Here is a 23,425-nt window from a genome sequence, read left to right as displayed (position 1 = left end):
AATTATTTAGGTAACTCCAGCCAAAATCTGCTTCCCTGACCGAGTTCCGATTCAATGCCAAGACGACCTTCAAGTCTTTCCATCGCTCGTTTGACAAATGCCAAACCGATACCAGTGCCAGGGTAAGTCTGAATTCCGTGCAGTCTGATAAAAACTTTAAAGATCTTTTGCTGATTTTCCGGAGCGATTCCAATCCCGTTATCTTCGACCCATAGACGAATCCAATTTTGCCGTCGTTCTGCCCAAATTTTCACTCTGGGCTGGCTATCGGCAGGAACAAACTTAATCGCATTAGTTACCAGATTTAAAATAACCTGGGTCAAGATTGAGTAATTACTTTTTACTGCAAAAGAAAATTGTTCTATGAAGATCTCGGCTTGCGCCTCTTTCCTTAAAGTTTCCAAATCGTCAATTACCTCTGTCACCACTTTAGCTAAATCGACCTTTTGCAACCGAATCTTACTGTGTCCCAAGCGGCTGTAGGTAAGTAAATCTCTAATCAGAGTATTCAAGCGATTTGCTGCGGCGATCGAGCGTTGAAGGTAATCTTTTGCCCTATTATCTAACTGATGAGCGTGGTCTTGCAAAACAATTTCAGAAAAACTGGTAATCGTTCTTAAGGGTGTTTGCAAATCGTGAGCCATCAAAAAGTTAAAGGCTTCTAAATCGGCGTTGGACTGCACTAGCTGCCTTAATAATTGTCCTCTTTCAATGCTGTAGCGAATGGAGCGTACTAAGAGACTCGGAAAAATTTCTCCTTTAACCAGATAATCTTGAGCTCCTTTACCGATCGCTGCTATAGCCAACTCTTCATCACTGGCAGCCGTGAGAATGATAACTGGCAGATTGGGAACTGCATTAATAAAACTTTCGACTGTATCGAGACCATCAGAATCGGGTAAAGATAAATCCAGCAAGACAATATCGAAATGACTGACTTTGGCTAGATTGATTCCCTCCCTCAAACGTTCGACTATTTTGAGCGACCACTGACTCTTACCTGCCTTGAGAAAAGTTCTATGTAGTAAATCGGCATCGCTGGCGCTATCTTCTACGACCAGAATCGAAAATGACTCCATAAAATCAGTATATTTAAAAATTTTATAGCCTTTATAAATTTAGCAAATAGAATAAATTTAACCTCAGTGGCAGAATCGGAAAGACTTCTTCCTTAGTAGGCTCGAAACTTCGGTAAACTAACAGTTTTTAGCCAAAATTGTTCGATTAATTTGGCAATCTGGAGAAAATCATAGACGTCAAAGGGTTTGACAATGTAGCAGTTGGCGTGAAGGTCATAGGAATGGAAGATATCGCGGTTGGAACTCGATGTAGTCATCACTACAACGGGAATACGCTTTAATGCTGGGTCATGCTTAATTTCTGCTAAAACTTCTCGACCATTCAGCTTAGGCAGATTCAGGTCGAGAATAACTAAGTCCGGACGCATCGCTCGTTGATATTCTCCTCGCTGTCTTAAAAATGCGATCGCTTTTTCCCCGTCTTCAATCCAGTAGAAAGTGAAATCTAGGTTACTTTCAGCCAAACTACGCTGAATTAACATGGCATCGGCTGCCGAGTCCTCAACTAATAAAATTTGTAATTTTCGGTTCGTGCGTAACTTCATAATTATCGTTCTACAGATTCGACTAAAGCGGAGGACGAAGAGTATCGATCTAAAGCTGAGGCATTGCTAAGTAAAGTAAAGAAAAAAGTAGAACCACTACCCAATTCTGATTCGACCCAAATTTTCCCTCCATGACGCTCTAGGATTTTGCGACATAAAGCCAATCCTATTCCAGTTCCACTAAACTCGTGGTGGGTGTGCAGCCGCTTGAAAATTTTAAAGATGCGATCGAAGTATTCGGATTTAATTCCGATACCGTTATCTGTGATGCTAAACAGCCACCGTTCATTGGCGATGGACTTGGCTTCAATTATAATTTTGGACTTAACATCAGGACGACGAAACTTAATGGAGTTGCTGAGTAAATTTTGAAATAATTGTACTAATTGAAATCGGTCTGCCGTCAGGGAAGGTAAAACTTTAGAGACAATATTTGCCCCTGACTCCTCTATTGCGTTTTGCAGATTAGCGATCGCTTCTGTCACTACACTATTGCAATCGACAGTTGAAAGAATCTGTTGGCGGGTTCCGACACGAGAATAAGCCAAGAGATCTTCGATTAACGCTTGCATTCTTTCTGTACCGTCGGTAACGAAATCCATATAATCATGGGCTTTCGAGTCAAGCTCAGCAATATATTCGGTTTGTAACAATTTGGTGTAGCCAGAAATCGCCCGTAGTGGCTCTTGCAAATCATGGGAGGCAACATAGGCAAAGTCCTGCAGTTCGGCATTAGAACGACTGAGTTCTTGCCTTAGCAATCTTTCTCGCTCGAATAGTTCTCGATATTTTTGCTCGCTCTCCTGTAAAGCTTTTAATGCCTGGTTACGCTCGATTGAGGTGCGAATATAGTGTTCCAAGATTGATGAATGAAGATAAGTTTTATCGAGATAATCCGCAGCACCAGAACGGAGAGCAGCAATATCCAATTGTCGATCGCCCTGTCCGCTTAAAATAATTACCGGAGAGCCATACTGTTGATTTATCAGCTTTAATAGTTCTAAACCATCGTGTTCGCCCAGCCGATAATCGACTAAATAAACATCATGATGTTGGTGATGGATTGTTTGTACCGCCTCTTCAAAAGTTGCCACCCAATCGAGCTCAAACTTTTGTTCCCTGACTTCACCCAGCAGATCGCGGATCAAGATATAGTCATCTTCGTCATCTTCAACTAGTAGGACTTTGATTGAGCGATCGAGCATAACTTTAAATTAGGTATTATTTGCACGGTAGAGCTACAATCTCAAACCAATAGTGACCGATATATTTAATGACTTCTACCAGTTGCTCGAAGGTAACTGGTTTGACAATAAATGAATTTACTCCCAGAGAGTAGGAACGCACGATATCTTCTTCTTCTTTAGATGTCGTTAAAATTACTATTGGAATGCAGCGCAAATTGGCATCTGATTTGATTTCTTTAAGTGCTTCTCGTCCATCTTTCCTGGGCATATTTAAGTCTAGCAAGATTAAACCAGGAAGGGGGAATTTGTCTACTTCTTCGTAGCGTCCGCGACGATGTAAGTAGTCTAAGAGTTCCTCACCATCTTCTACAAAAAAGAGAGGATTAGCTAACCGGCTTTCAGCAAAGGCATCCTCTGCTAGCAGGCGATCGTCTTCGTCATCTTCTGCCATCAAAATTGGCACGAGTTTTCGTTTGGGTTTGAGGTTATTTTCTATCATTTTTTGGTTGAGCGATCGGTAAGGTAATTATAAAGGTAGAACCCTGTTCTGGAAGGCTTTCAGCCTTGAGCCGACCGCCATGACGTTCTACGATCTTGCGGCAAATTGCCAAACCCATTCCAGTACCTTCATATTCCAAACGTCCGTGTAAGCGTTGAAAGGGTGTAAAAATGCGGTCTAAATATTTTTCATTAAAGCCAATACCATTATCTCGAATCTGTAACTTAACAGATGATTTTGAACAAGGAACTTGAGAAATAGTAACTACCGGTGGCAGTTCTGGCTGATGAAACTTGAGCGCATTACCAATGAGGTTTTGAAATAGCTGTCGCATTTGGACGGGATCGGCTTCGAGAGTAGGTAATGGCTCTACTAAAACTTGCCCTCGTGTTTGTTCGATCCGAGTTTCTAAATCCGACAGTACTTCTTTAAGGATAAAGTTCAAGTCTGTCGCTACAAAAGGCTGAGTTTTGGTAGTAACGCGAGAATAAGTCAGCAAGTCTCGAATCAAGTTCTGCATTCGTTCGGCAGCGTTTTGCATTCGTCGGAGATAGTCTTGTCCTTTCTCTCCTAGTTCCTTGGCGTATTTAGCTTCAAGGCGATCGCCAAAGGCTTGAATTTTACGCAGCGGTTCTTGAAGATCGTGAGAAGCTACATAGGCAAATTCTTGCAGCGATCGATTGGATGTCTTTAACTGGGAAGCAAGCTGTTTTAATTGGCGTTCGCTCTCGCGCCGTTCGGCGATTTCGCTTTGTAGACTGGCATTGAGACTAGCGAGTTCGGCGGTACGTTCTTTTACTTTTTTCTCTAGCTCATCATTGGCTTGTTGCAGTAATTTTTCCGCTTGCTTACGAAGTGTAATATCCGTAGACACGCCGCCAATTTGTTTGACTCGACCTTCTGAATCAAACAGAGGAAATTTAGTCGAGAGATAAGTATGTAGTTTGCCGTCTGTTTGTAGAACTACCTCTTCAGTTTGCAGGGGTTGGCGAGTTTCTACCACTCGGCGATCGTTAAGATTGATAGCGGTGGCAATTTCGGTAGGAAAAATTTCTCGATCTGTTTTACCGATCGCATTTGATTTAGATAGACCAAAAATGGTTTCAAATTCTCGATTGACCAATTGCAGCTTACCTTCTGGTTCTTTGAGATAGATAACGGAGGGGGCATTATCGAGAATAGCTTGCAATCTCGTCTGGCTTTGCTGTAGTTCCAGTTCTATTTGTCGCCGTCGCTCAATTTCAGTTTTTAGAGATTGATTGGTCGCCAATAACTCTGCCGTTCTTTCCTTTACTCGTCTTTCTAATTCTTCGTTCGACTGTTGTAAAACCCGTTGTGCCTGTTTGCAATCGCTGATATTTTGGATTTGGGAAATAAAATACAGTGGCTTTTCGGTTTTATCACGCACTAAGGAAACGCTCAACAGCACCCAAACCAAATGACCAGATTTATGACAGTATCGCTTCTCCATCTGGTAAGTGCGAATTTCATTTGCCAGCATCTGACGTACAAATTCTAAGTCGGCATCAAGATCGTCAGGATGAGTAATATCTTGGAAGGTTTTTTGCAGCAGTTGGCTCTCGCAATAGCCTATAAGCTCGCATAAAGCAGGATTGACCTTCAAAAATCTTCCTTCTGGGGATACTAGTGCTTTGCCAATTGATGCGTGCTCGAATGCCGAACGAAATCGCTCCTCGCTTTCCCGTAGTTTTTCGTTGGTAGCTTTTAATTGTGCTGGACTTGGTAATGCTAGTGCCTCGGGCACAATGGGAATTAAAGCACCTGCAGTATATAGAGATACTATCGCCGTAATTGCCTTAACCGTACCTGACAGCCAATAATCAGAATGCCAAATAGTCCACACTTCCAATAAATGAGTCGTGCCACAAGCGATGATAAAAGCACTAAACAACCAGAACACTTCTGGATAAGGAATATCTTGGCGTCGCTTGACAAAATAAACCAAAGTAACGGGAATCGAATAGTATGCTAGGGCAACTAAGGCATCGGAGCCAAAATGAAGCGCCACTAAACCCGAGTTCCAAAAATAACAGTGACCGTGAGGAATGTATGAGAGGGTTGATCGCAAAAGCAATGAAGGCATTGTTTGGTTAAGTCTTGTGACTCAATAGTTAAATTGTAAACATTTAACTATAGTACGATTGGCACTGTAGGCGATCGCCCAAAGATAAAATTTATTGTGGTTCTGGCTTGGAAGCAGAAAAGACAGTTCTCTGTCAGTCATTCGAGGCAGAATTAATCGATCGCTCCGTCAGCTCCTCAACAGCTCTTTCTTTACTTAGAATTGATACTTCAAATGGCTGTAAAGTTTTAGGGAGCTCGATGATTTTATCAGCTTCATAAACATTTGAGACTAATATTCGCCAGTCTTCGGTTGCGACTTGTCTGTCTACCATAAAGTTTTTTTCATAAGAAAAATTAATAATAATTAAGACAGTTTCTTTTGCCGTCGCTCTGACATAAGCTAAGTGTTCGTAAGGGTAATCTATTAGTGTCTGCCAGCTACCAATCTGTAAAGCTTCGCTATTTTTTCTAGCTTTAATTAGTTGACGATAAAAGTTTAAGATCGAGTCTTTATCGCCTAACTGATTAGCTACATTGACATCTTTATAGTTCTGATGAACTGGTAGCCAAGGTTCGACAACTTTGCCAAAACTAAATCCAGCATTAACGGTATCATCCCACTGCATGGGAGTCCGCGCTCCATCTCTAGGTGGGGGGAGTTCGCCAGTTTCGCTTTTGATAATTGCTCCATCGCGAATCTTTTCTGGTGGGATATCCAAATTATCTACCATACCAATTTCTTGTCCATAGTAAATAAAAGGGGTTCCTCTAACCGTTAACAAAATAGCAGCAGCAGCCTGGGCAATTCCTAAAGGATTGGTACACAAACTACACTCAATCCAGCGAGATAGATGTCGGGGAATATCGTGATTGTCCAAAAAATAAGATGGCCATGCACCCTGAGGGGTGACCAACTCTTTTTTGGCAATTTCTCGCTGTAAGTAGCCGGGATACCACGGGCTAAAGGGAAATTCGAAAGTAAATGGTAAATGCAGTTCGTCGTTATTTACGCCATAAAAAGTAGTCGAATCATATAGTCTACTATCGATAAAAGTTTCGCCAATCAAAACGCGCTCACCGTATCGCTCGATTATCTGTCTGATTTCTCTCAAAATCTGGTGATTTTCGGGCAAATTTTTATCGTATAAATGATCCTGATTGTGGTAGTTGTTGCGATCGCTCGCGCCAAATTTGACGGGATTAAAGCGGTAGTATCGATCTTTGCTATAGACACTAGAGGCATCTAGGCGAAAACCATCAACCCCTCGCTCTAGCCAAAACTCGATTATTTGATATATTGCCTGTTTGACTTCAGGATTTCCCCAGTTAATATCGGGTTGATTTTGATTGAAAGTATGATAGTAGTATTGGTTTCTCGCTCCATTGAAAGTCCAACCAGTTCCTCCGAAATAGGACACCCAGTTATTGGGAACTCCACCATCGGGAGCGGGATCTTGCCAATGGTACCAGTCACTTTTAGGATTGTCTCTACTAGAGCTAGATTCGATAAACCAGCTATGCTGGTTAGAAGTATGATTGATTACCAAATCTAAAATTACTTTAATGCCTCGTTGATGAGATTCCGCTAGCAAAAGATCGAAGTCTTCCATAGTGCCAAATACGGCAGCAATATCGTAGTAGTCGCTGACATCATAGCCATTGTCGATCATCGGCGACTTGTTGATGGGAGAAAGCCAAATAGCATCAATTCCTAAAGAAGTATCACTTTCTGGGTTGCCATCATTAAGATAGTCTAAGCGCTCGATAATTCCTCGCAAGTCTCCAATCCCATCACCATTAGCATCGGCAAAAGTAAGGGGATATATCTGATAAATTACGCCTGTTTGCCACCAGGTTGGAGAATTGCCATTGGTAAATTGCTTCATATCTCAATTGTAATCCTCGCCACTTCGATTTGAGATTGCTGAGAAACAAGAATTTACCAATGACCGGAGATTATTCCGATTTAGTTTTAGGCTTGTAGGTAGATGCTACTTCTAACTCTTTTAACTGTTTGGGATCGACAGGGGCAGGGGCATTAGTTAATAGACAGCTAGCTTGTTGAGTTTTAGGAAAAGCGATCGTATCGCGGATCGATTCTTCTCCTGCCATCAACATTACCAAACGGTCTAAACCGTAGGCAATTCCGCCATGAGGAGGCGTACCGTATTCAAAAGCTTCCAACAAAAAACCAAACTTTTCATTAGCCTCTTCAGGAGACATTCCAATCGTCTCGAAAACTCGCTGTTGAATTTCTTTTTGATAGATCCGCAAGCTGCCGCCGCCAATTTCAACACCGTTATACACTAAGTCGTATGCCTGCGCCCTAGCCGTTGCCAAATTATCCACATCTTCGGGATAGGGTGCGGTAAAGGGATGATGCAATGCTTCATAACGCTTCTCGTCGGCATTCCATTCAAACATGGGAAAATCAGTCACCCAGAGTAAATCGATCTTATTTTCGTCAATTAAACCCAATTCTTCACCGATTACCTGACGCAAGCGATCTAAAGATTTATTGACCGTTGCCGTATCTCCGGCTCCAAATAATAGTAAATGTCCTGGTTTGGCATCAGTTTTGGCAAGTAGCTGTTGTTTTTGTGATTCGCTGAGGTTGTCCTTAATCGCGCCAATAGTATCGATTTCGTTATTATCCCGAACGCGAATGAAAGCAATACCCTTAGCTCCTGCGGCTACTGCTTCATTAAAAATATCTCCTTTTGGTTTAATTCGGACATTAGAAATTGCGTCATTACCGTTGGGAATAGGCAGCACTTTTACTCGTCCTCCACTGGCAACTGCCCCAGAAAAAACTTTAAAGCCCATATCTTTAACGATTTCCGAGACATCGACCAATTCTAAACCAAAGCGAGTATCTGGGCGATCGCTGCCGTATTTTGCCATCGCTTCGGCATAGGTAAGACGGGGAAAAGGACGGGGAAGTTCGATGTTTTTAACGACTTTAAAAATATGACAAATTAAGGCTTCATTGAGTTCGATTATCTCATCGACCGACATAAAGCTCATTTCCATATCCAGTTGGGTAAACTCAGGCTGTCTATCGGCACGCAAATCCTCATCGCGAAAACAACGAGCAATTTGATAGTAGCGATCGCAACCCGCTACCATTAATAACTGTTTGAATAATTGAGGCGATTGCGGTAGAGCATACCATTGCCCGGGATTGACGCGAGAAGGCACTAAATAATCCCTGGCACCTTCAGGAGTCGAACGGGTTAAAATTGGCGTTTCGATTTCCATAAAATCCCATTCGTCTTCTAAAAAGCGACGGATCGCTTTGACTACCTGATGGCGCAACTTTAGATTTTGTGCCATGCGGGATTTTCTCAAATCTAAATAACGGTATTGTAGGCGTAGGTTTTCTTTGACGGTTTCGGTATCGGCAGTGGCAACCGGAAACGGTAGCTGTTTATTAACCTCATTGAGAACTTTCAGGGATTCGGCATAAATTTCTACTTCTCCCGTCGGTAATTTGGTGTTGAGAGATTCGGGAGGACGCTTGCTGACTCTGCCTACAGCTTTAACTACATATTCGCTGCGTAAAGATTCAGCGTCGGCGTAGGATTCGGGAGTACGTTGGGGATCGCTAACAATTTGTACCGTTCCCGTGCGATCGCGCAAGTCGATGAAAATTACCCCACCATGATCGCGACGGCGATCGACCCAGCCATATAGAGTAACGGTTTGACCGATGTGTTTGGCTCTTAATTCCCCGCAATAGTTCGTTCTCATCCCCAATAGCAAATATTAGCGTTGTTTTAAATACAGCGTCTTTTAGGTTAACAAAAAATAGCTAGTGATATTCACTAACCACTGGTGAATTTTTGCGCTTTTTTTGTTGAATAAACACATTTTCGGTAAATACTATTTATAATTGCGGTCGATAATCTTAAGCTGTTCCACCAATTGCGATCGCTTTAATTTAATCAATTCTTCAAACTCAAGGTATCATCTATCGGGATAAAGAGCGATCGCGATTGACTGCCAATACCTTTTTTCGATGATATTTTGCCACCAACCTAAAAATAGCTGGAAACAGATTTTCTCTAAGTCAACCAAAAAAAAGAGAACCTGGTTGTTAATCTCTTTAATCGCTTTTACTTTGTGGACGGGATACAAACAGATACACAGTAATTCCTTCTTACCACCTAAAGCTTTCCTGGTGTTAGGGGGACATGAAGAACGAGAAAGATTTGCCGCTACTCTGGCGCGTAAGTATCCAAATCTGCCAATTTGGGTATCATCTGGCAGTCCCCAAGATTATGTAGAACAAATTTTCGCTCATCGAGGAATCGCTGACGAGCGGCTACATTTAGATTATCGTGCCAGCGATACCGTTACCAACTTTACTACCTTAGTAGACGAACTAAAAGCCCAGGGAATCGATAGCGTCTATTTGATTACTTCCGAAAACCATATGCTTCGCGCTCGAATTATCGGCGAAATTGTCTTTGGTAGTAGGGGAATTGCGATCGAACCCGTTGCCGTACCTTCAAATAATCCACCAGAACCGATTGAAAAATGCTTGCGGGATAGTGCGAGGGCAATTTTATGGTTGACAACAGGGCGTACGGGCGCGATTTTGGTGCAGTTTGTCGAGTAAGGGCGAAAGATCAAAAGTTTGCTCTACTTTAAACCTTGAGAATTATCTCTAGTCAGACGAACATGGTTCATGATTTTAGACCTACGATCTTGTCTGGTGCCAGCATTAAAATTGTAGTTACCCTTACTTCGAGTTAAGTGTTCTTCGATTCTTCGCTGTCGGTTTGAGGGTTTGGGAGAGTCAATTGATGGTTCGTAGTTCTGAGGAGAACGCTGAAAATCTAAACCATCGGAACTTTTGGCAAGATGTTCTCGAATTCTTTTTTGGCGATCGCTAGCCATAATTAAGTTTATTAATAAAAAACAACCAAATCTATTTTTACTTGCTTAACGTACTTGATGTCGATTACTTTTTTAAAGTTTTAAAGTCGAGGGATCTTTTTAGAGTTTCTCTTTTGGTGGCGGAACTAGCCCTGGCTGAGAGAGTACTTTATCGATATCTCGGAGTGCTTCGAAATCCTCTTCTGGTAGGGGATGAAAATTGCTGCCAACCAAACTATCGACACCAGACTGTTTTTCTAGAAAGGAAAATGCTTGGCGAAACTGTTGGGCAGTAGCGGCTATGGGTGCATCAAAATGGCAAGGAATAATTCGAACGAAGTTCCAGTTGGCGATTTTATCAGCCCAGTTAAGAGTTTCTCTGGGAGCGCGATTGAGAATTAGCGTCTGTAAAATCGGGGCAACCAAAATACGTCCGTTCCCTCTCAAAGCCTGAAAAGATTCTCGCCATTTGGGTTTCCATTTAAACGGAAATAGACCAAAGTAGGCTTTTAAGGATTTATTAGGAGATTTTAGAGCATTGGCAAATACTTCGCGCCATTTTGGTACTTCTAAGACGCTCGCTCTAAAGTACATGGCAAATAGACAAATACGCTGCCAGCCTTTAATCCGATTGGCTGGAGTATCGATCATCTCTTCTTCTGCACTATCTCGAGCATGAAACAATAGAGGATATAAATCCAACTCGACAATTTCGGGAGGAGATTCGGGAATGGAAACAATTGAATCGGTAACTATTAAAGTTTGGGATCGCTTATGCAGTAAAACTACTTCTCCAAATCCGCCTAAGTTAAGATCGATATCTCCTAAAATTGCATAGTCAAATTCATCGGCAAAAGGGGTTTGGCTGCTGTCTGCTGGTAAAATTTCGGTGCGTTGGGCAGGAAAACCCAGCCAGCTTAGGGGCAAGTCGAGGGGAAAACTCCACTGATTGGGAGCGACAAATATGGTGGCGTTGGGAAACTTTCTGGCGAAGGGAGGGACGAATACTTTATGTTCTACTGCAGAAATAGTGGGCAGAATAATGTATTTGATGTCTCCATGTTCGTTAACTAACTCTTTGACTAGGCGAATACATTCAGGAGTAGGGGCAACTGGGGCGTAAACTAACAATCCTCCAGCAGCTAGCCTAACTACGGTCATGCGAATGGGAACGACGACATAGAAAATACCCTGAAGTTGCTCGAAAGTCCAAATTGTATCTTTAACTACTTCGTGGCGGATAGTGCGACGTTTGCCGTAAGGATAAATCGGAACGAGTGGCCAAAATTTCCAGCTATAGTCCCGCGAATTTAATTTAGTTTGAGGAGTGCGATCGCTTGTATCTGTTTGCACCACTGTCTACTGTCTTGCTTGTCTTAACTTTTGGTTAAAATACCTAAAATTGAGAATAGTTATGAGTTCCTGTTGTTAAAATTAATAATGGAGACATTCGTTGTCGAAGGTCTCCAGTTTATTGTATCTAACAATAGGTCACAGCTAACTTCGCCGTCTTATCTCAGTATGCTACCCAAACTGTCTAGCGCCGACATGGGAACACACTGCAGCGGCGAAGCCTTCTGTGGCTTTCTAATACAGTTCTTCTTCTTGGTGAGTAGTAATCGTGCAGTCAGAAGTAGGATATGCAACGCAAGTCAACACGTAGCCAGCTTCAATTTGATCGTCATCTAAGAAAGACTGATCGGACTGATCGACACTACCAGACTCTAACTTACCAGCACAAGTCGAACAAGCACCAGCACGGCAAGAATAAGGAAGGTCTAGACCTTGTTCTTCAGCAACGTCAAGAATATACTCATCTTCCGGTACTTCAATAGTTTGTTCGCCGTCGGGCATTTTTAGAGTAACGTTATAAGCTGCCATATTTAATTTTATTCCTCTTTTTACAAATGAAACGATAGTTCGCGCTCGAGGGAGAAAGTTCGATCTACTCATATAGACGAAATAAATCTTACTTTCTTAGATCGAGCTTCACTTCTGATACTAAGCGAAAAATATTCTTTGTTCCTAGCGCATTAGAAATGAAATTTTTAATTGAATTTAACATAAGAATTTCTTATGCCATATGTCTGGCTAAAGATAGAGATTATGATTCAAATATTTATAGTCTATGATTGAGAATTGGTAAGGAACGCTCTTAATTAGTCTTTAGATGGTAGCTTCTGAGTTTCGTTGAAAATAAAGATTAATTATAGTTATACCTATGATTGATGAATTGCACTTAGATAAAAATCAATAATGAATATAAAAGCAGGTATAGTTGGCACGGGATATGCGGCAAGTAAAAGAGCTGAAGCCTTACGAGCAGATCCTAGAGTCGATTTAGTGGCAGTGGCAGGAACTACTGCTTCGAGAATTGAAGAGTTCGGAGCTACTTTTAAAGCATTGCCATTCGACTCTTGGCAACAATTAGTCAACTTAGCAGAACTAGACTTAATTTTTGTTTGTACGGTCAACTCCCTGCATGGCGCGATCGCTACTGCAGTATTAGAAGCAGATAAACACGTGGTCGTCGAATATCCCTTGGCACTAGATCCGCAACAGGCTGCCAGCATTGTGGCCTTGGCTACAAAAAAAAATAAATTACTCCATGTCGAACATATTGAAATTATTGGGGGCTTGCATCAGGCAATAAAGCAAAATTTGTCTGAAATTGGGGAGGTTTTTTATGCCCGTTATGCGACCATCAGTCCTAAACGCCAGGTCAGTTTAAGCTGGAAATACCACCGAACTGAGTTTGGTTTTCCTCTAGCAGCGGCTTTGTCTCGGATTCATCGCTTAACCGATAACTTCGGCGAAGTAAAAACCCTATCCTGTCAGCATCGCTATTGGAATAGTTCTCAACCCGACTACTTTACCGCCTGTTTGTGTAATGCTCGACTTGAATTTGCTAACGAACTGGTGGCAGAAATTACCTATGGTAAGGGGGATGTTTTTTGGCAAGCCCATCGCACTTTTGAAATTCACGGCGACCGGGGTACCCTGGTGTTTGAAGGAGAACGAGGAACTTTAATTCGCGACTCCGAACGCAAGTCTATTCCTGTAGAAACTCGTCGGGGTTTATTTGCTCGCGATACAACTTTAGTTTTAGATTTCTTAGCAGGCAGCAGTTCTTCTCTTTATGTTCTACCTCAGGCAAGTCTCTATGCCCTTCAAGTAGCTGATGCAGCACGTATGGCATCAGAAACCAAACAGATAGTGTTCGTTTAATTTGAATGACTCTTCTATAGATCTATAGATCGATGTCAATTTTTGACGGTCGCTAGTGTTAAGTTAGAAAAATTAGATTTTTATTTAATTTGCCCGATTTGATTAATACGTTAGTATCATAAAGAGGTTGGGTCACCAATTACTTTTTCGTTCGCGGCAAAATAATCTCTGAGGGTCAGTTCGACTTCCTAAATCGGCAAACGAAACAGGGACAATTAGACCTAAGATAGAAGTGAAATCACTGCGCCTTTTATTTCGGAATAAATCTCCGAAACTCGTCATATAAAACAAAGGCAGCCATTTCTTAGGTTATTTTTTCATTTTATTGATAGAGGCATTTATGGCAACCAGCGTAAACATTCCCAGTAATCCCGATAAAGAAAAAGCTTTAAATTTAGTCTTAAAACAGATCGAGCGCAACTTCGGTAAGGGCGCGATTATGCGTTTGGGTGATGCCGCTCAGATGAAAGTAGAGACGATACCTAGTGGTGCACTAACTTTGGATGTTGCCCTGGGTGGAGGTTTACCTAAAGGTAGGGTAATTGAGATTTATGGACCAGAAAGCTCTGGTAAAACTACGTTAGCTCTCCACGCGATCGCCGAAACCCAAAAGAAAGGTGGTGTAGCCGCTTTTGTCGATGCCGAACACGCCCTCGATCCTACTTACTCAGGAGCTTTAGGAGTAGATATTGAAAACCTGTTGGTAGCGCAACCAGACAACGGCGAATCCGCTTTAGAAATAGTCGATCAGCTAGTGCGATCGGCAGCAGTAGACTTAGTTGTAGTAGACTCGGTGGCAGCCTTAGTACCTCGTGCAGAAATTGAGGGAGAAATGGGCGATACTCAAGTAGGCTTACAGGCAAGATTGATGAGTAAAGCACTGCGTAAAATTGCGGGCAATATCGGTAAATCTGGCTCGACAGTGATTTTTCTCAATCAGTTAAGACAAAAAATTGGCATTAGCTATGGCAATCCCGAAGTAACTACCGGCGGTACGGCACTTAAATTTTATTCCTCGGTGCGTCTAGATATTCGACGCATTCAAACTTTGAAGAAAGGTAGCGAAGGAGAATACGGTATTCGTGCTAAAGTCAAAGTGGCAAAAAATAAAGTGGCTCCTCCTTTCCGTATTGCTGAGTTTGATATTATTTTCGGACAAGGAATTTCTCGTTTGGGATGTCTCTTAGATTTGGCTGAAGATGCAGATATTGTCGTTCGTAAAGGAGCTTGGTATAGTTACGACGGCGATAATATCGGTCAGGGTAGAGATAATACAGTTAAGTATTTGATGGAAAATGAAGAACTAGCTAATACTATCGAACAACAGGTAAAAGAGAAATTAGCGATGGGAGCATCGGTTGCTGCTAACTCCATCAGAGAATCGAGCGACGATTCTGAAGAATAAAAGCACTTGGTTAAAGGCGAATAATTATTCGCCTTTACAGTAGCAAAGCGACTGATTATTATAGAGTTGCATTGTGGTTTGAATGAATTGCGATCGATAGTAGCAAAGCTAGAGCGACTGTATGAATTATTCTGTCTCAGCTAATGACTACCATGTAAACGCTTCGCCTATTTCTGTGGCGTTAGCGATTCTCACTCGAGATGGTAAATTTTTGATGCAGTTAAGAGATAATATTCCCAGCATTGCTTATCCAGGAGTCTGGGGATTGTTTGGCGGTCATTTAGAACCTGGAGAAGATCCTAAAGCTGCACTTAAAAGAGAATTAGCTGAAGAAATAAATTATCTAATCGATAATCCAATCGAGTTTCACTGCTACCAAGACAGCAAAGCAATTCGTCACATTTTTTATGCTCCTTTGCTAGTAGAGTTAGATGCTTTAGAATTAAATGAAGGCTTGGATCTAGATTTGGTCAGTCCTGAAGATATTCGTCGCGGATCTTGTTATTCTAAAAAAGCCCAAGAGGATAGGATTTTGGGTTTTATTCACCGCCAAATACTACTAGATTTTCTAGTATCTGAGTTTAAAAAATTTTAAATTGATTATTTTTCGCTGAGAATTACGGGCAAAATGCCAACCACAATACATAATAAAAAATAGAAGGTTATTAGTATATTTTCGAACAATCTCACACCACGCAAACCTAAATCTAAGCTATTGTATTTATTTTTATTTATTGCGTGTGCTCAAAAAATTGTTAATTGAGTAAAATAAACAGTTGTTGGCTGGGTTTGACCGTTGGTGAGAGTAGACTTCGTCCTGTTCGAAGTAATCTCTGACTTTAAAAAATTACCTTTAGTATTTTATTAGCGTTGTATTGTTAAGTTTACCTATGAATTATTTTGCCAATCACTTCAACCTGCGTCGAAAGCTGAAATTTAAAACCCGTAAAGCCTTACCTTTAGAGCTAATGGCTATTTTTGTCGCAACTTCAGTGTTTACTGCTTATAGTAGTTCTAGAGCCAAGGCGGCAATTGAGGATAGTCCTAAAACGATCATTGATGAAGTCTGGCAAATTGTCAATAGTGAATTTGTCGACCGCGGGTTCAATCATGTTGATTGGCGACTACAACGCCGAGAACTACTAAGCAAAGACTATGCCAATACTGCAGAAGCATATCGAGCAATTCGGCAATCGTTAGAAAGCTTGGGCGATCCCTACACTCGCTTTCTCGATCCAAAAGAGTTCGAGCAGTTGACCAGTCAAACTTCTGGAGAGTTGACTGGAGTGGGCATTCGTTTGGCTATTGACGAAACCACCAGTCAGTTGATTGTAGTCGAGCCTTTAGCTAACTCTCCTGCGGCTCGAGCTGGAATTGAAAGTGGAGATCGCATCGTACGTATCGACAATCGCTCCACAGAGTTAATGAGTATCGAGCAGGCATCAGAAGCAATTAAAGGAGAAGTAGGAACGGAGGTTAGCCTGCAAATAGCCAGAAAAGGAGAGCCAGCCTTCGATGTGATCTTAGAAAGAGCGCAAATCGAACTACCTTCGGTAGACTACAGACTTGAAAGTGAAAATGGTCAGAAAGTAGGCTACATCAAATTAGATGAATTTAGCTCTCATGCCGCAGAACAAATGCAGCAAGCGATTGAAGAGTTAAGCAATAAACAAGCATCTGGCTTTGTCTTAGATTTACGAGGCAATCCTGGTGGTTTATTGTTTTCTAGCGTAGAAATTGCGCGGATGTGGATGGAAAAAGGACAAATTGTCTCGACGATAGACCGCAAAGGGGGGAATCAAGAATTTTCAGCCAATGGCAAAGCATTGACCAATTTACCTCTGGTAGTTTTGGTAGACGGTTATTCAGCAAGTGCCAGCGAAATTTTAGCAGGAGCCTTAAAAGAAAACCAGCGTGCCACGGTAGTCGGTACCAGAACATATGGGAAAGGAACGGTACAGTCAGTACATTCTCTATCTGATGGTTCGGGGTTAGCAGTAACCATCGCTCGTTATTTTCCCCCAAGTGGCATAGATATCAATCGCAAAGGTATTGCACCAGATATCCAGGTAAATCTAACTACCGAAGAACAAACTAGTCTGAGCACTAATCCTGCTTTGATTGGTACTAAAGCAGATCGGCAGTACGCTAAAGCGATTTCTATTTTGCGAGGTTATGCTTTAGAAGGTGAGAACAGTTCTCTGCCTTCTGCAATCGTTAAATAGAACGGTACATAACAATCGATTGAGTTTTTGCCGGTGAACTGTAAATTAATTTCTGGTTTTGGGCAGCTTATAGATAGATAGGTGTATGTAATTATCTAATTAATCTAACTATGGCGTTATCTTATTTAGACACAGAAGTTGATTTTCGTCCTGCAACTGACTCGATTGAAGAAATATCAATTATTATTGCAGCTAAGGATTTGACTCCCACGATGATGAGTCTAGATTTTTTAAAGTTTGGTGGCATCATTCCTCAAGATTGGGAGCCGACCAAACAACCCATTTTAAATCCTAACCTGGCTCAATTAAACTTTAAAAATGCAATTAGTATTACCGCTCAACCTCGCACGATTACTATTAGCGAGTCTCTCAATGGTAAAGAGATGAGTGAAATAAATGCCTCCCAAATAGCGATTAAATACATTGAAAAGTTACCTCACGCAGAATATCTGGGTTTGAGTTTTGGTCTGAAAATTTTGCTACCATTTCCCGATTCTCCCCAAAAACCTCGAAAGTTTATTACCGAGACTTTACTAAATTCTGGTACTTGGAAAAATATCGGTCAATTTATTTCCAGTACAGGCAGGTATCAATTTGATGTATCTTCTCGAGCGCTGTCAACTAACCATAAATGTTTCAGAAGCTCGGTTGCAGCGACCAAAAATGCCGCCTTTGAGTGCACTGTTATTTTCTGGTAATTTTAATTACGATCTCGGCGAGGATGCCGAAATCTCCAAATCTCAAAAGTTAACTCAAATAGCGAATTACTGGCAAGAAGATTTTAAAACTTTCCGCGCTATAGTTGAAGAGAAGTTTTTGGCATCGGCTAACGATAGTTTAGGGCAATCGGTGGTAGAAGAAAGCATTTTTCCCGGAACACTTCTGTAATTTTGTTGCCAAACAATTACAATAGAAAGGTTGTCTTTTTACGTTTACCTCAGACAGATATGGCAGTTCCTAAGAAGAAAACTTCTAAATCAAAGCGAAATCATCGTAAAGCACATTGGAAACACAAAGCAGCTTTAGAAGCTCAAAAGGCTCTTTCTTTGGGCAAATCTGTGCTAACAGGACGTTCTAATAGCTTTGTATATCTTCAAGATGAAGAAGACGAAGGCGAAGACGAATAGCTACGTGAGTTCGACAGAGGCTTAAAGCCTGATTCTTCCGTAAGCTGAAACCATTATGATTTCGTTAAGAGACTAATAATTTCTGTTTTTATCGAACTCACGTAATAGCTGGAAACAGCGAAATTTCTAGCGATCCCATGATTGCGATCGCTAGAAATTTATTTTTCGACAGTGGCAACCTCTAGGTGAGAAAAATTTGATAACTACCTTTAATCTTTTTTTCCTGAGTTGCTTTATGTTTGTCTTTTATCCAAGCTTCAGCCTATTCATTACCAAAAGACTCAAACTACAAAAAGTGCAGTGTGTTTAAGAGAATACACCGCTCGGAAATTTCACTAACATCATCTTGACTACAAAGTGCGGGCGTGTAGTTAGCGAACCCACAATGGCAGAGGATATTAGTACTAAAATACTATTACAGTGTTTTTAGAGATTTCAGTCGGACTGATTAGTACGAATTTGATTTTGAGGAATTGTCCTCGGCTCTTGGCTGGTTAGTTTAGCTATGTCAACATAACCCAGATCAGTTTGATTTCGATACTGAATAAAAGATTTATTGGTTGGCTTTAGTATCTTGGACTGCCGCCCAAAATAGTATTCCAGTCAAGGGAACGCTAGTAGCGAGAATAATGCTGGTAGTTAGATTACCCAATTCGGGATTTCCAGAAGATAATTCAAATACCGAACCAACTGCTGCGATCGCCGTAATGCAGCAAAGCATCAGAAATACACCGCTTTTAATAGTAATCGAAGTCACCTAGAGTTTACTCCTTTGATGTTCTAATAAATATTTTTATTATTTGACTGGCTTGACCGCATTAACAGCAAATCCTTTTTTCTGTAATTCTTCTGTCAGTGCTAAATTATTCTCAACGCGATCGACAAACATCACCCCGTTGAGATGATCCATTTCGTGTTGAATGACTCTAGACAGTAAGCCTGTAGCTCTTAGCTTACTGGGTTTACCCCGTTCGTTTTTATAGGATACCTCTATTTCATCAGGGCGAGTTACTTCTAAATAAACTCCAGGAATACTCAAACATCCTTCTTCAGCCTTACACAGGCGAGTGCCAAATTTGGTGATTTTAGGATTAATTAGCACTAAAGATGTATCTTCAGCTTTGTTTGGCTCGCAATCGATAATGATTAGTTGTTTGTTGACTCCTACTTGAGGAGCTGCCAAACCAATACCATCAGAACTATACATGGTGTGCAGCATGTCTTCAATCAAAGTCGCGATTTTTTCGTCTACTTTAGAAATGCGCTTGGCTGGTTGGCGCAAGACGCGATCGCCCAAATAGTGAAGTTCTAAAGATGGTCGTGCTAATTTTTTCTTTTCTCTCGTGACTACAGAAGTCATATTTACAGTAAATTATCGTCGTTTCTTTAATTTTATTTTATCGCTAAATATCAATTGCGGTTGCGGCGATCAAGTGAAGATTTTCCGAAATCAAGCCAATAGTAGAATTTTTTGGCGAATACTTTTTCTTTTTGGGTAAAAATAGATAAAGTAGCTGCTCTGAGTTTTGATAGTCATCGTAATATTCAATTCTTCTCCAAGCCAGAGTAGATGCGCTCGCCGCTATAGGAAAACCAAATTTAACGCGCTCTCCAGACTCAAACCAACCTTCACTCAAATTGATGCCGACATCGAAACCATTCTCGAGAGGTGCATCTTCTCTCTAAGGGAAATGATTTCAGTAGTCTAATTTTCCTGTTTGCTGAGTTCAAAAAAAGTATTGATTTTTGTAATGCTTCTCTATAGTTAAATTTCACGAGAGAAGAAGATCCAAAAAATATTATTATTAGGATAGAAACAACAGCACCAATGTTTCTTGCTCTTACCCTGGTTTAGTAGCGAATTATTAACTGAATTATTAACGACTAAAACTCAGCTGTATATTTTTGCCAACGTTTTAATTGTAAGACTAACGGCTAACATGTTCCAGGTTTGCTCCAAGGGAGGACGCGATGTTGGCGCAAACTGACTCTTAGACTTGCTCCGCAACCCAAAGACAGCCTCTCCAGGAGGTAGGAGGTAGAAGAAAAAAAGTCGAGCGGTTGTGTTATATTCAAATGTTTTGAGTATTAGTAAATAGAGTAATTTTTTTCTCTGGCTATGATTAAGGAATAAGATATTGCTGTATAAATAGCCCAAAAAGAATTACTCATAGTAATAATAGTTCCTTCAGTAATATTAGATAGCAAAATATAGGTTAAAAATAGTAGCGGCCAAAATCCTTCTGGACTATTAGTTTTTCGTAATAAAGCTAAAGATTTAAATCCAGTACTAAACAAGCTTACTAAAAATACAGATAATCCGACAAATCCAATTGAAAGACAAATATCTAAAAATCCGTTATGAGCATAAAGTACTTCTACCGTAAGGGCTAGTTGAACATAAGCAGAAGGTCCGTTTAAACCATTCCAAAAAGCTGCAAGTCCATAGCCTAACCAAGGACGTAACTGAATTCGATCCCAGACGAGTTGCCAAATTTCAGTGCGACCAGATAAAGTTGCGTCTTTCCCAAGTGCTATAAAAAAAGAATCAGTTTCGAGAAAAGTCATAAAAAACATAAGTCCAGCAAAACCAATAAAAGTAACGGCCAAACTTGCGGAAATCATTATTTCATATTGCCAGCGAAAAATACGATAACAAAGGCAAAGCAACAACATAATTCCTAAAGTGCCCAAAGCAGTTTTCGAGTTTGACAAAATAATCAGAGCAATAATAATTATTAGTAAAAACCCAAAAATCCATGTATTTTTTCCATTTTTAAAAGCTTTTAATAAAAAAAGAACAGCTCCCGGCACCATTATTGCTCCAAATTGATTTTTGTGAGTAAATATACCTCGTAATGCTCCCTCGTGAACGCCGCCCATGATTCCATAGTGAGGTAAAGCGATCGCAAATAAAACGCTTAAAATTGTCATCAAAACAAAAGTATAAACGAGAATATCGAACTGTTCTTTAATAGTATATCGAGTTGCCAGGTAGAGCCCCAAACCAGTAGTCCCAATAGCATAAACACTAGCTTTAAAAGTTTCTGAGGGTGATACCGACCAAAAATAAGAAATACAAATAATCGCTATCAGTAATAAAATAAGCGGATTTTTGGCTACATAAAAAACGGCTCTTTTCCAACGTAATGCTAATAAAATAAAAGTAATAAAATAAATAAAAAGGGAAATGAGGGCATTAACAAATAGATCGACATCGTTAACATTAATTCCATCTCCTTCGCTAATACCGCCAGTTAAAATTAATGGTGTAATTGCTGCTGATAGATGAATTAGAGAAAAAATAGAAAAAACTAATTCAAATAATTTCAATATTTTTAGATTAATCCCTTTCATAGTAATAAATTAAAAATTTATAGAGCAACAGATGCTACCCGAACGGATTACTCAGCGAAAAATATTACTGTAAATGTAAGGATTCAGGTGCAAGCATGAGGAATAAGAGAAGGATAAGAACAATGTCCAACTGTAGCTTGTAAAGTCTGTTGAAAAAAAGTAATCACCGAACGTCCTTGCAAACGACAAGATTGAATTGCACTCAGCAGGTTGGCTGTATGTTGAAACCGTTCGATGGAACGAGAGCCACCACAAACTTTCCGCTTGGTTACAGCAGTTCTCAAACATCGTTCAGCTAGATTATTGTCGGGGGGTATCTGAGGATGTGTCAGAAAATACCACCATTGCTCCGCCTTATCACGCAGCGAACGTAGCAGTTTTCCAGCTTCATGACCAGCATTCTTGAGCCAAGTCTTAATTGCGCTAGTCACTCGCCTTCGGAAATCCTCTGCCCAATCTCGATAGTGGCTTTCCTGATGGGTCTGTCGCCAAACCCGATGTTGCTTAAATGCCTCATCAATTAGAGACAGAAAGGTGGTAGCAATTTCTTGGTTATCTACCCCTTTAGTCTTTAACAGTTTTTGAAAATGACGACGTAGATGAGCCAAACACTTTTGTTGTCCTGCTACTGAATAGCCGTTGTAGACACTAAAATCGTCGCTAATCAAAACTCCATCATAGAATACTCCTAATACAGCTTCCAATTCTCTGCGTTTTCTAGTATCGCCGGCATGAAACAGGCAGAACTCTGACCCAGCTAAAACCCAGAGCCATTCTTTGACTCCTTTAACTGAGCAGGGGGTTTCGTCACAATGTAGAGGAGGATGCTCTGAATTAATCGACTTTTTCAACCCTTCAACACTGTTGATACTCGCTTGTTGTACTCGTTCGTTCATTGGTGGCAACTAAAGTTCCCCTACTAATTTCTATTGCTCCCAGTTCCCACAACAGTTCTTGCTGTTTAGCATAGGACATATGAGCATAGTTTCCCAGCCAGGAAAGTAACCCCTGTAGTCTGACTCCCAAGTCTTGACCTGGAATCATTGTGGGAGACCGTCGAGCTGCCTCTATTGCTCCACACTTGCCGCATTGACAGTGATGACGTTGGTACTCTACGACTTGTATCGGTTTTGCCACCAACTGGGCTACCTGTTGAGTATCTACTCGTACCCCCTTAGTCTTCCATTGTTGATTTCCACAGTTGGAGCAGATGGTCGGTTTCAATACTTCGTAGCGGTCTACACGCCCAAATCCTTTTCTCGTCTTCCCTTGATGTCCTGGTTGTCCTCCTGGTTTTCTTTTTGTCTCTTTTTTGGCTTCTTCCAACCCTACTTCTGGTTTTCTCTCGCTTTTTTTCAGCAAGTCAGTTGAAGGGGGTTTCGATGAGGTTTGGCTGTCGAGGTTGAGGCTCTGTTCCAGTTGTTCTATTCTTTTTTCTAGCTTCTCAATCAGCTTTTGTTGGGTAGTCACGATTTCTGCCAGTTTCTCATTGGACAACTGGCGCAGTTCTTCGGCTTTGAAGGGGTGATTAGCTTCGCTCATTATTGGCTACTTTAATCTCTTTTTCCTTTTTGTCAACCCTGATACCTGAATCCTTACCTGTAAATGTTGGATTTTTTAAAATTAAATTGAATGTCGGTAATTGGAAACAATAATATTTAACCAGCTATTAACGATAAATAAAGCCTTTTTTCCTCGCTAAGCTGGTATTTTTGATGAATAAGTTAATAAGTTAGAATATGCTTTTTGTTCCAACATGGTAATTAGTTTAAAAACGTTATAAGGATTAATTACTATTTTTTCA

The 23,425-nt window shown here is 40.8% G+C and carries 21 protein-coding genes and 2 pseudogenes; 8 read left to right on the top strand and 15 right to left on the bottom strand.

Annotated features, from left to right (window positions below; genetic code table 11):
* Window positions 1–2: 2 nt before the first annotated feature.
* The 7 genes from ACLFKQ_RS13255 to aspS form a co-directional block, all read right to left on the bottom strand.
* On the bottom strand, window positions 3–1,079 hold the full coding sequence (locus ACLFKQ_RS13255; RefSeq protein ID WP_449000251.1) for an ATP-binding protein: 1,077 nt from the start codon (window positions 1,077–1,079) through the stop codon (window positions 3–5).
* Window positions 1,080–1,171: 92 nt separating this feature from the next.
* Complete coding sequence (locus tag ACLFKQ_RS13250) at window positions 1,172–1,624, bottom strand: response regulator (RefSeq protein WP_449000250.1); 453 nt, start codon at window positions 1,622–1,624, stop codon at window positions 1,172–1,174.
* A 2-nt stretch (window positions 1,625–1,626) separates the two neighbouring features.
* A complete protein-coding gene (locus ACLFKQ_RS13245; protein ID WP_449000249.1) occupies window positions 1,627–2,829 on the bottom strand; it encodes a sensor histidine kinase in 1,203 nt (400 codons plus the stop codon).
* A gap of 16 nt (window positions 2,830–2,845) precedes the next feature.
* Window positions 2,846–3,310, bottom strand: coding sequence for a response regulator (locus tag ACLFKQ_RS13240; protein WP_449000248.1), 465 nt, complete (start codon window positions 3,308–3,310; stop codon window positions 2,846–2,848).
* Entirely contained in the window at window positions 3,297–5,414 is a 2,118-nt protein-coding gene (locus ACLFKQ_RS13235; protein ID WP_449000247.1) for a PAS domain S-box protein, read from the bottom strand. Before ACLFKQ_RS13235 ends, ACLFKQ_RS13240 begins: the two co-directional genes overlap by 14 nt.
* Before the next feature lie 133 nt (window positions 5,415–5,547).
* On the bottom strand, window positions 5,548–7,281 hold the full coding sequence (locus tag ACLFKQ_RS13230; RefSeq protein WP_449000246.1) for an alpha-glucosidase: 1,734 nt from the start codon (window positions 7,279–7,281) through the stop codon (window positions 5,548–5,550).
* Between the two features lie 70 nt (window positions 7,282–7,351).
* Window positions 7,352–9,148 (bottom strand): aspartate--tRNA ligase, encoded by a 1,797-nt coding sequence (gene aspS / locus ACLFKQ_RS13225; protein ID WP_449000245.1) that lies wholly within the window; start codon window positions 9,146–9,148, stop codon window positions 7,352–7,354.
* A gap of 268 nt (window positions 9,149–9,416) precedes the next feature.
* Here aspS and ACLFKQ_RS13220 point away from each other — a divergent pair, with 268 nt between their 5' ends.
* Entirely contained in the window at window positions 9,417–10,019 is a 603-nt protein-coding gene (locus tag ACLFKQ_RS13220; RefSeq protein ID WP_449000244.1) for a YdcF family protein, read from the top strand.
* Between the two features lie 23 nt (window positions 10,020–10,042).
* Here the strand turns inward: ACLFKQ_RS13220 and ACLFKQ_RS13215 are convergent, their stop codons facing one another.
* From ACLFKQ_RS13215 to ACLFKQ_RS13205, 3 genes are all read right to left on the bottom strand, one after another.
* The gene (locus tag ACLFKQ_RS13215; RefSeq protein ID WP_449000243.1) at window positions 10,043–10,300 is read right to left on the bottom strand and encodes a hypothetical protein; all 258 of its coding nucleotides are present in this window, start codon (window positions 10,298–10,300) and stop codon (window positions 10,043–10,045) included.
* Between the two features lie 99 nt (window positions 10,301–10,399).
* Window positions 10,400–11,632, bottom strand: coding sequence for a DUF4336 domain-containing protein (locus tag ACLFKQ_RS13210; protein ID WP_449000242.1), 1,233 nt, complete (start codon window positions 11,630–11,632; stop codon window positions 10,400–10,402).
* Between the two features lie 234 nt (window positions 11,633–11,866).
* A complete protein-coding gene (locus ACLFKQ_RS13205) occupies window positions 11,867–12,160 on the bottom strand; it encodes a ferredoxin (protein ID WP_449000241.1) in 294 nt (97 codons plus the stop codon).
* Window positions 12,161–12,535: 375 nt separating this feature from the next.
* On the opposite strand from ACLFKQ_RS13205, the gene ACLFKQ_RS13200 reads away from it, so the two are divergent.
* The 7 genes from ACLFKQ_RS13200 to rpmF all read left to right on the top strand — a co-directional run bounded on the left by ACLFKQ_RS13200 (window position 12,536) and on the right by rpmF (window position 18,264).
* The gene (locus ACLFKQ_RS13200; protein WP_449000240.1) at window positions 12,536–13,507 is read left to right on the top strand and encodes a Gfo/Idh/MocA family protein; all 972 of its coding nucleotides are present in this window, start codon (window positions 12,536–12,538) and stop codon (window positions 13,505–13,507) included.
* 340 nt (window positions 13,508–13,847) lie between these two features.
* Entirely contained in the window at window positions 13,848–14,912 is a 1,065-nt protein-coding gene (gene recA / locus ACLFKQ_RS13195; RefSeq protein WP_449000239.1) for a recombinase RecA, read from the top strand.
* Window positions 14,913–15,033: 121 nt separating this feature from the next.
* Entirely contained in the window at window positions 15,034–15,507 is a 474-nt protein-coding gene (locus ACLFKQ_RS13190) for an NUDIX hydrolase (RefSeq protein WP_449000238.1), read from the top strand.
* 295 nt (window positions 15,508–15,802) lie between these two features.
* Window positions 15,803–17,137, top strand: coding sequence for a carboxyl-terminal processing protease CtpB (gene ctpB / locus ACLFKQ_RS13185; protein WP_449000237.1), 1,335 nt, complete (start codon window positions 15,803–15,805; stop codon window positions 17,135–17,137).
* Window positions 17,138–17,247: 110 nt separating this feature from the next.
* Window positions 17,248–17,835, top strand: a complete 588-nt coding sequence (locus ACLFKQ_RS13180; RefSeq protein WP_449000236.1) for a hypothetical protein — start codon at window positions 17,248–17,250, stop codon at window positions 17,833–17,835.
* On the top strand, window positions 17,810–18,025 hold the full coding sequence (locus tag ACLFKQ_RS13175) for a hypothetical protein (protein ID WP_449000235.1): 216 nt from the start codon (window positions 17,810–17,812) through the stop codon (window positions 18,023–18,025). Before ACLFKQ_RS13180 ends, ACLFKQ_RS13175 begins: the two co-directional genes overlap by 26 nt.
* A gap of 59 nt (window positions 18,026–18,084) precedes the next feature.
* Window positions 18,085–18,264, top strand: a complete 180-nt coding sequence (gene rpmF / locus ACLFKQ_RS13170; RefSeq protein ID WP_449000234.1) for a 50S ribosomal protein L32 — start codon at window positions 18,085–18,087, stop codon at window positions 18,262–18,264.
* A 553-nt stretch (window positions 18,265–18,817) separates the two neighbouring features.
* Here rpmF and ACLFKQ_RS13165 read toward each other — a convergent pair.
* From ACLFKQ_RS13165 to tnpC, 5 genes and pseudogenes are all read right to left on the bottom strand, one after another.
* The gene (locus ACLFKQ_RS13165) at window positions 18,818–19,012 is read right to left on the bottom strand and encodes a hypothetical protein (protein ID WP_449000354.1); all 195 of its coding nucleotides are present in this window, start codon (window positions 19,010–19,012) and stop codon (window positions 18,818–18,820) included.
* A 48-nt stretch (window positions 19,013–19,060) separates the two neighbouring features.
* Window positions 19,061–19,624, bottom strand: a complete 564-nt coding sequence (def, locus tag ACLFKQ_RS13160) for a peptide deformylase (RefSeq protein ID WP_449000233.1) — start codon at window positions 19,622–19,624, stop codon at window positions 19,061–19,063.
* Window positions 19,625–19,667: 43 nt separating this feature from the next.
* Window positions 19,668–19,919 (bottom strand): annotated as a pseudogene (locus ACLFKQ_RS13155) (glycoside hydrolase family 9 protein); the annotation flags it as partial.
* A 433-nt stretch (window positions 19,920–20,352) separates the two neighbouring features.
* The gene (locus tag ACLFKQ_RS13150) at window positions 20,353–21,621 is read right to left on the bottom strand and encodes an O-antigen ligase family protein (RefSeq protein ID WP_449000232.1); all 1,269 of its coding nucleotides are present in this window, start codon (window positions 21,619–21,621) and stop codon (window positions 20,353–20,355) included.
* 83 nt (window positions 21,622–21,704) lie between these two features.
* Window positions 21,705–23,163: pseudogene (gene tnpC / locus ACLFKQ_RS13145) on the bottom strand (IS66 family transposase).
* Window positions 23,164–23,425: the final 262 nt, after the last annotated feature.

This window comes from Myxosarcina sp. GI1(2024) (assembly GCF_053543375.1).
The sequence above is the reverse complement of the archived record's forward strand: the minus strand, read 5'-3'. Positions and strand labels throughout refer to the sequence as shown.

Excerpts from the sequence above, each read along its gene's own strand:
- ACLFKQ_RS13235 (WP_449000247.1), bottom strand. The coding sequence starts at position 5,414 with ATGCCTTCATTGCTTTTGCGATCAACCCTCTCATACATTCCTCACGGT.
- ctpB (WP_449000237.1), top strand. The coding sequence starts at position 15,803 with ATGAATTATTTTGCCAATCACTTCAACCTGCGTCGAAAGCTGAAATTT.
- ACLFKQ_RS13215 (WP_449000243.1), bottom strand. The coding sequence starts at position 10,300 with ATGGCTAGCGATCGCCAAAAAAGAATTCGAGAACATCTTGCCAAAAGT.
- ACLFKQ_RS13250 (WP_449000250.1), bottom strand. The coding sequence starts at position 1,624 with ATGAAGTTACGCACGAACCGAAAATTACAAATTTTATTAGTTGAGGAC.
- ACLFKQ_RS13230 (WP_449000246.1), bottom strand. The coding sequence starts at position 7,281 with ATGAAGCAATTTACCAATGGCAATTCTCCAACCTGGTGGCAAACAGGC.
- ACLFKQ_RS13190 (WP_449000238.1), top strand. The coding sequence starts at position 15,034 with ATGAATTATTCTGTCTCAGCTAATGACTACCATGTAAACGCTTCGCCT.
- ACLFKQ_RS13180 (WP_449000236.1), top strand. The coding sequence starts at position 17,248 with ATGGCGTTATCTTATTTAGACACAGAAGTTGATTTTCGTCCTGCAACT.
- rpmF (WP_449000234.1), top strand. The coding sequence starts at position 18,085 with ATGGCAGTTCCTAAGAAGAAAACTTCTAAATCAAAGCGAAATCATCGT.
- ACLFKQ_RS13255 (WP_449000251.1), bottom strand. The coding sequence starts at position 1,079 with ATGGAGTCATTTTCGATTCTGGTCGTAGAAGATAGCGCCAGCGATGCC.
- ACLFKQ_RS13150 (WP_449000232.1), bottom strand. The coding sequence starts at position 21,621 with ATGAAAGGGATTAATCTAAAAATATTGAAATTATTTGAATTAGTTTTT.
- ACLFKQ_RS13205 (WP_449000241.1), bottom strand. The coding sequence starts at position 12,160 with ATGGCAGCTTATAACGTTACTCTAAAAATGCCCGACGGCGAACAAACT.
- def (WP_449000233.1), bottom strand. The coding sequence starts at position 19,624 with ATGACTTCTGTAGTCACGAGAGAAAAGAAAAAATTAGCACGACCATCT.
- ACLFKQ_RS13200 (WP_449000240.1), top strand. The coding sequence starts at position 12,536 with ATGAATATAAAAGCAGGTATAGTTGGCACGGGATATGCGGCAAGTAAA.
- ACLFKQ_RS13245 (WP_449000249.1), bottom strand. The coding sequence starts at position 2,829 with ATGCTCGATCGCTCAATCAAAGTCCTACTAGTTGAAGATGACGAAGAT.
- ACLFKQ_RS13240 (WP_449000248.1), bottom strand. The coding sequence starts at position 3,310 with ATGATAGAAAATAACCTCAAACCCAAACGAAAACTCGTGCCAATTTTG.
- aspS (WP_449000245.1), bottom strand. The coding sequence starts at position 9,148 with ATGAGAACGAACTATTGCGGGGAATTAAGAGCCAAACACATCGGTCAA.
- ACLFKQ_RS13220 (WP_449000244.1), top strand. The coding sequence starts at position 9,417 with ATGATATTTTGCCACCAACCTAAAAATAGCTGGAAACAGATTTTCTCT.
- recA (WP_449000239.1), top strand. The coding sequence starts at position 13,848 with ATGGCAACCAGCGTAAACATTCCCAGTAATCCCGATAAAGAAAAAGCT.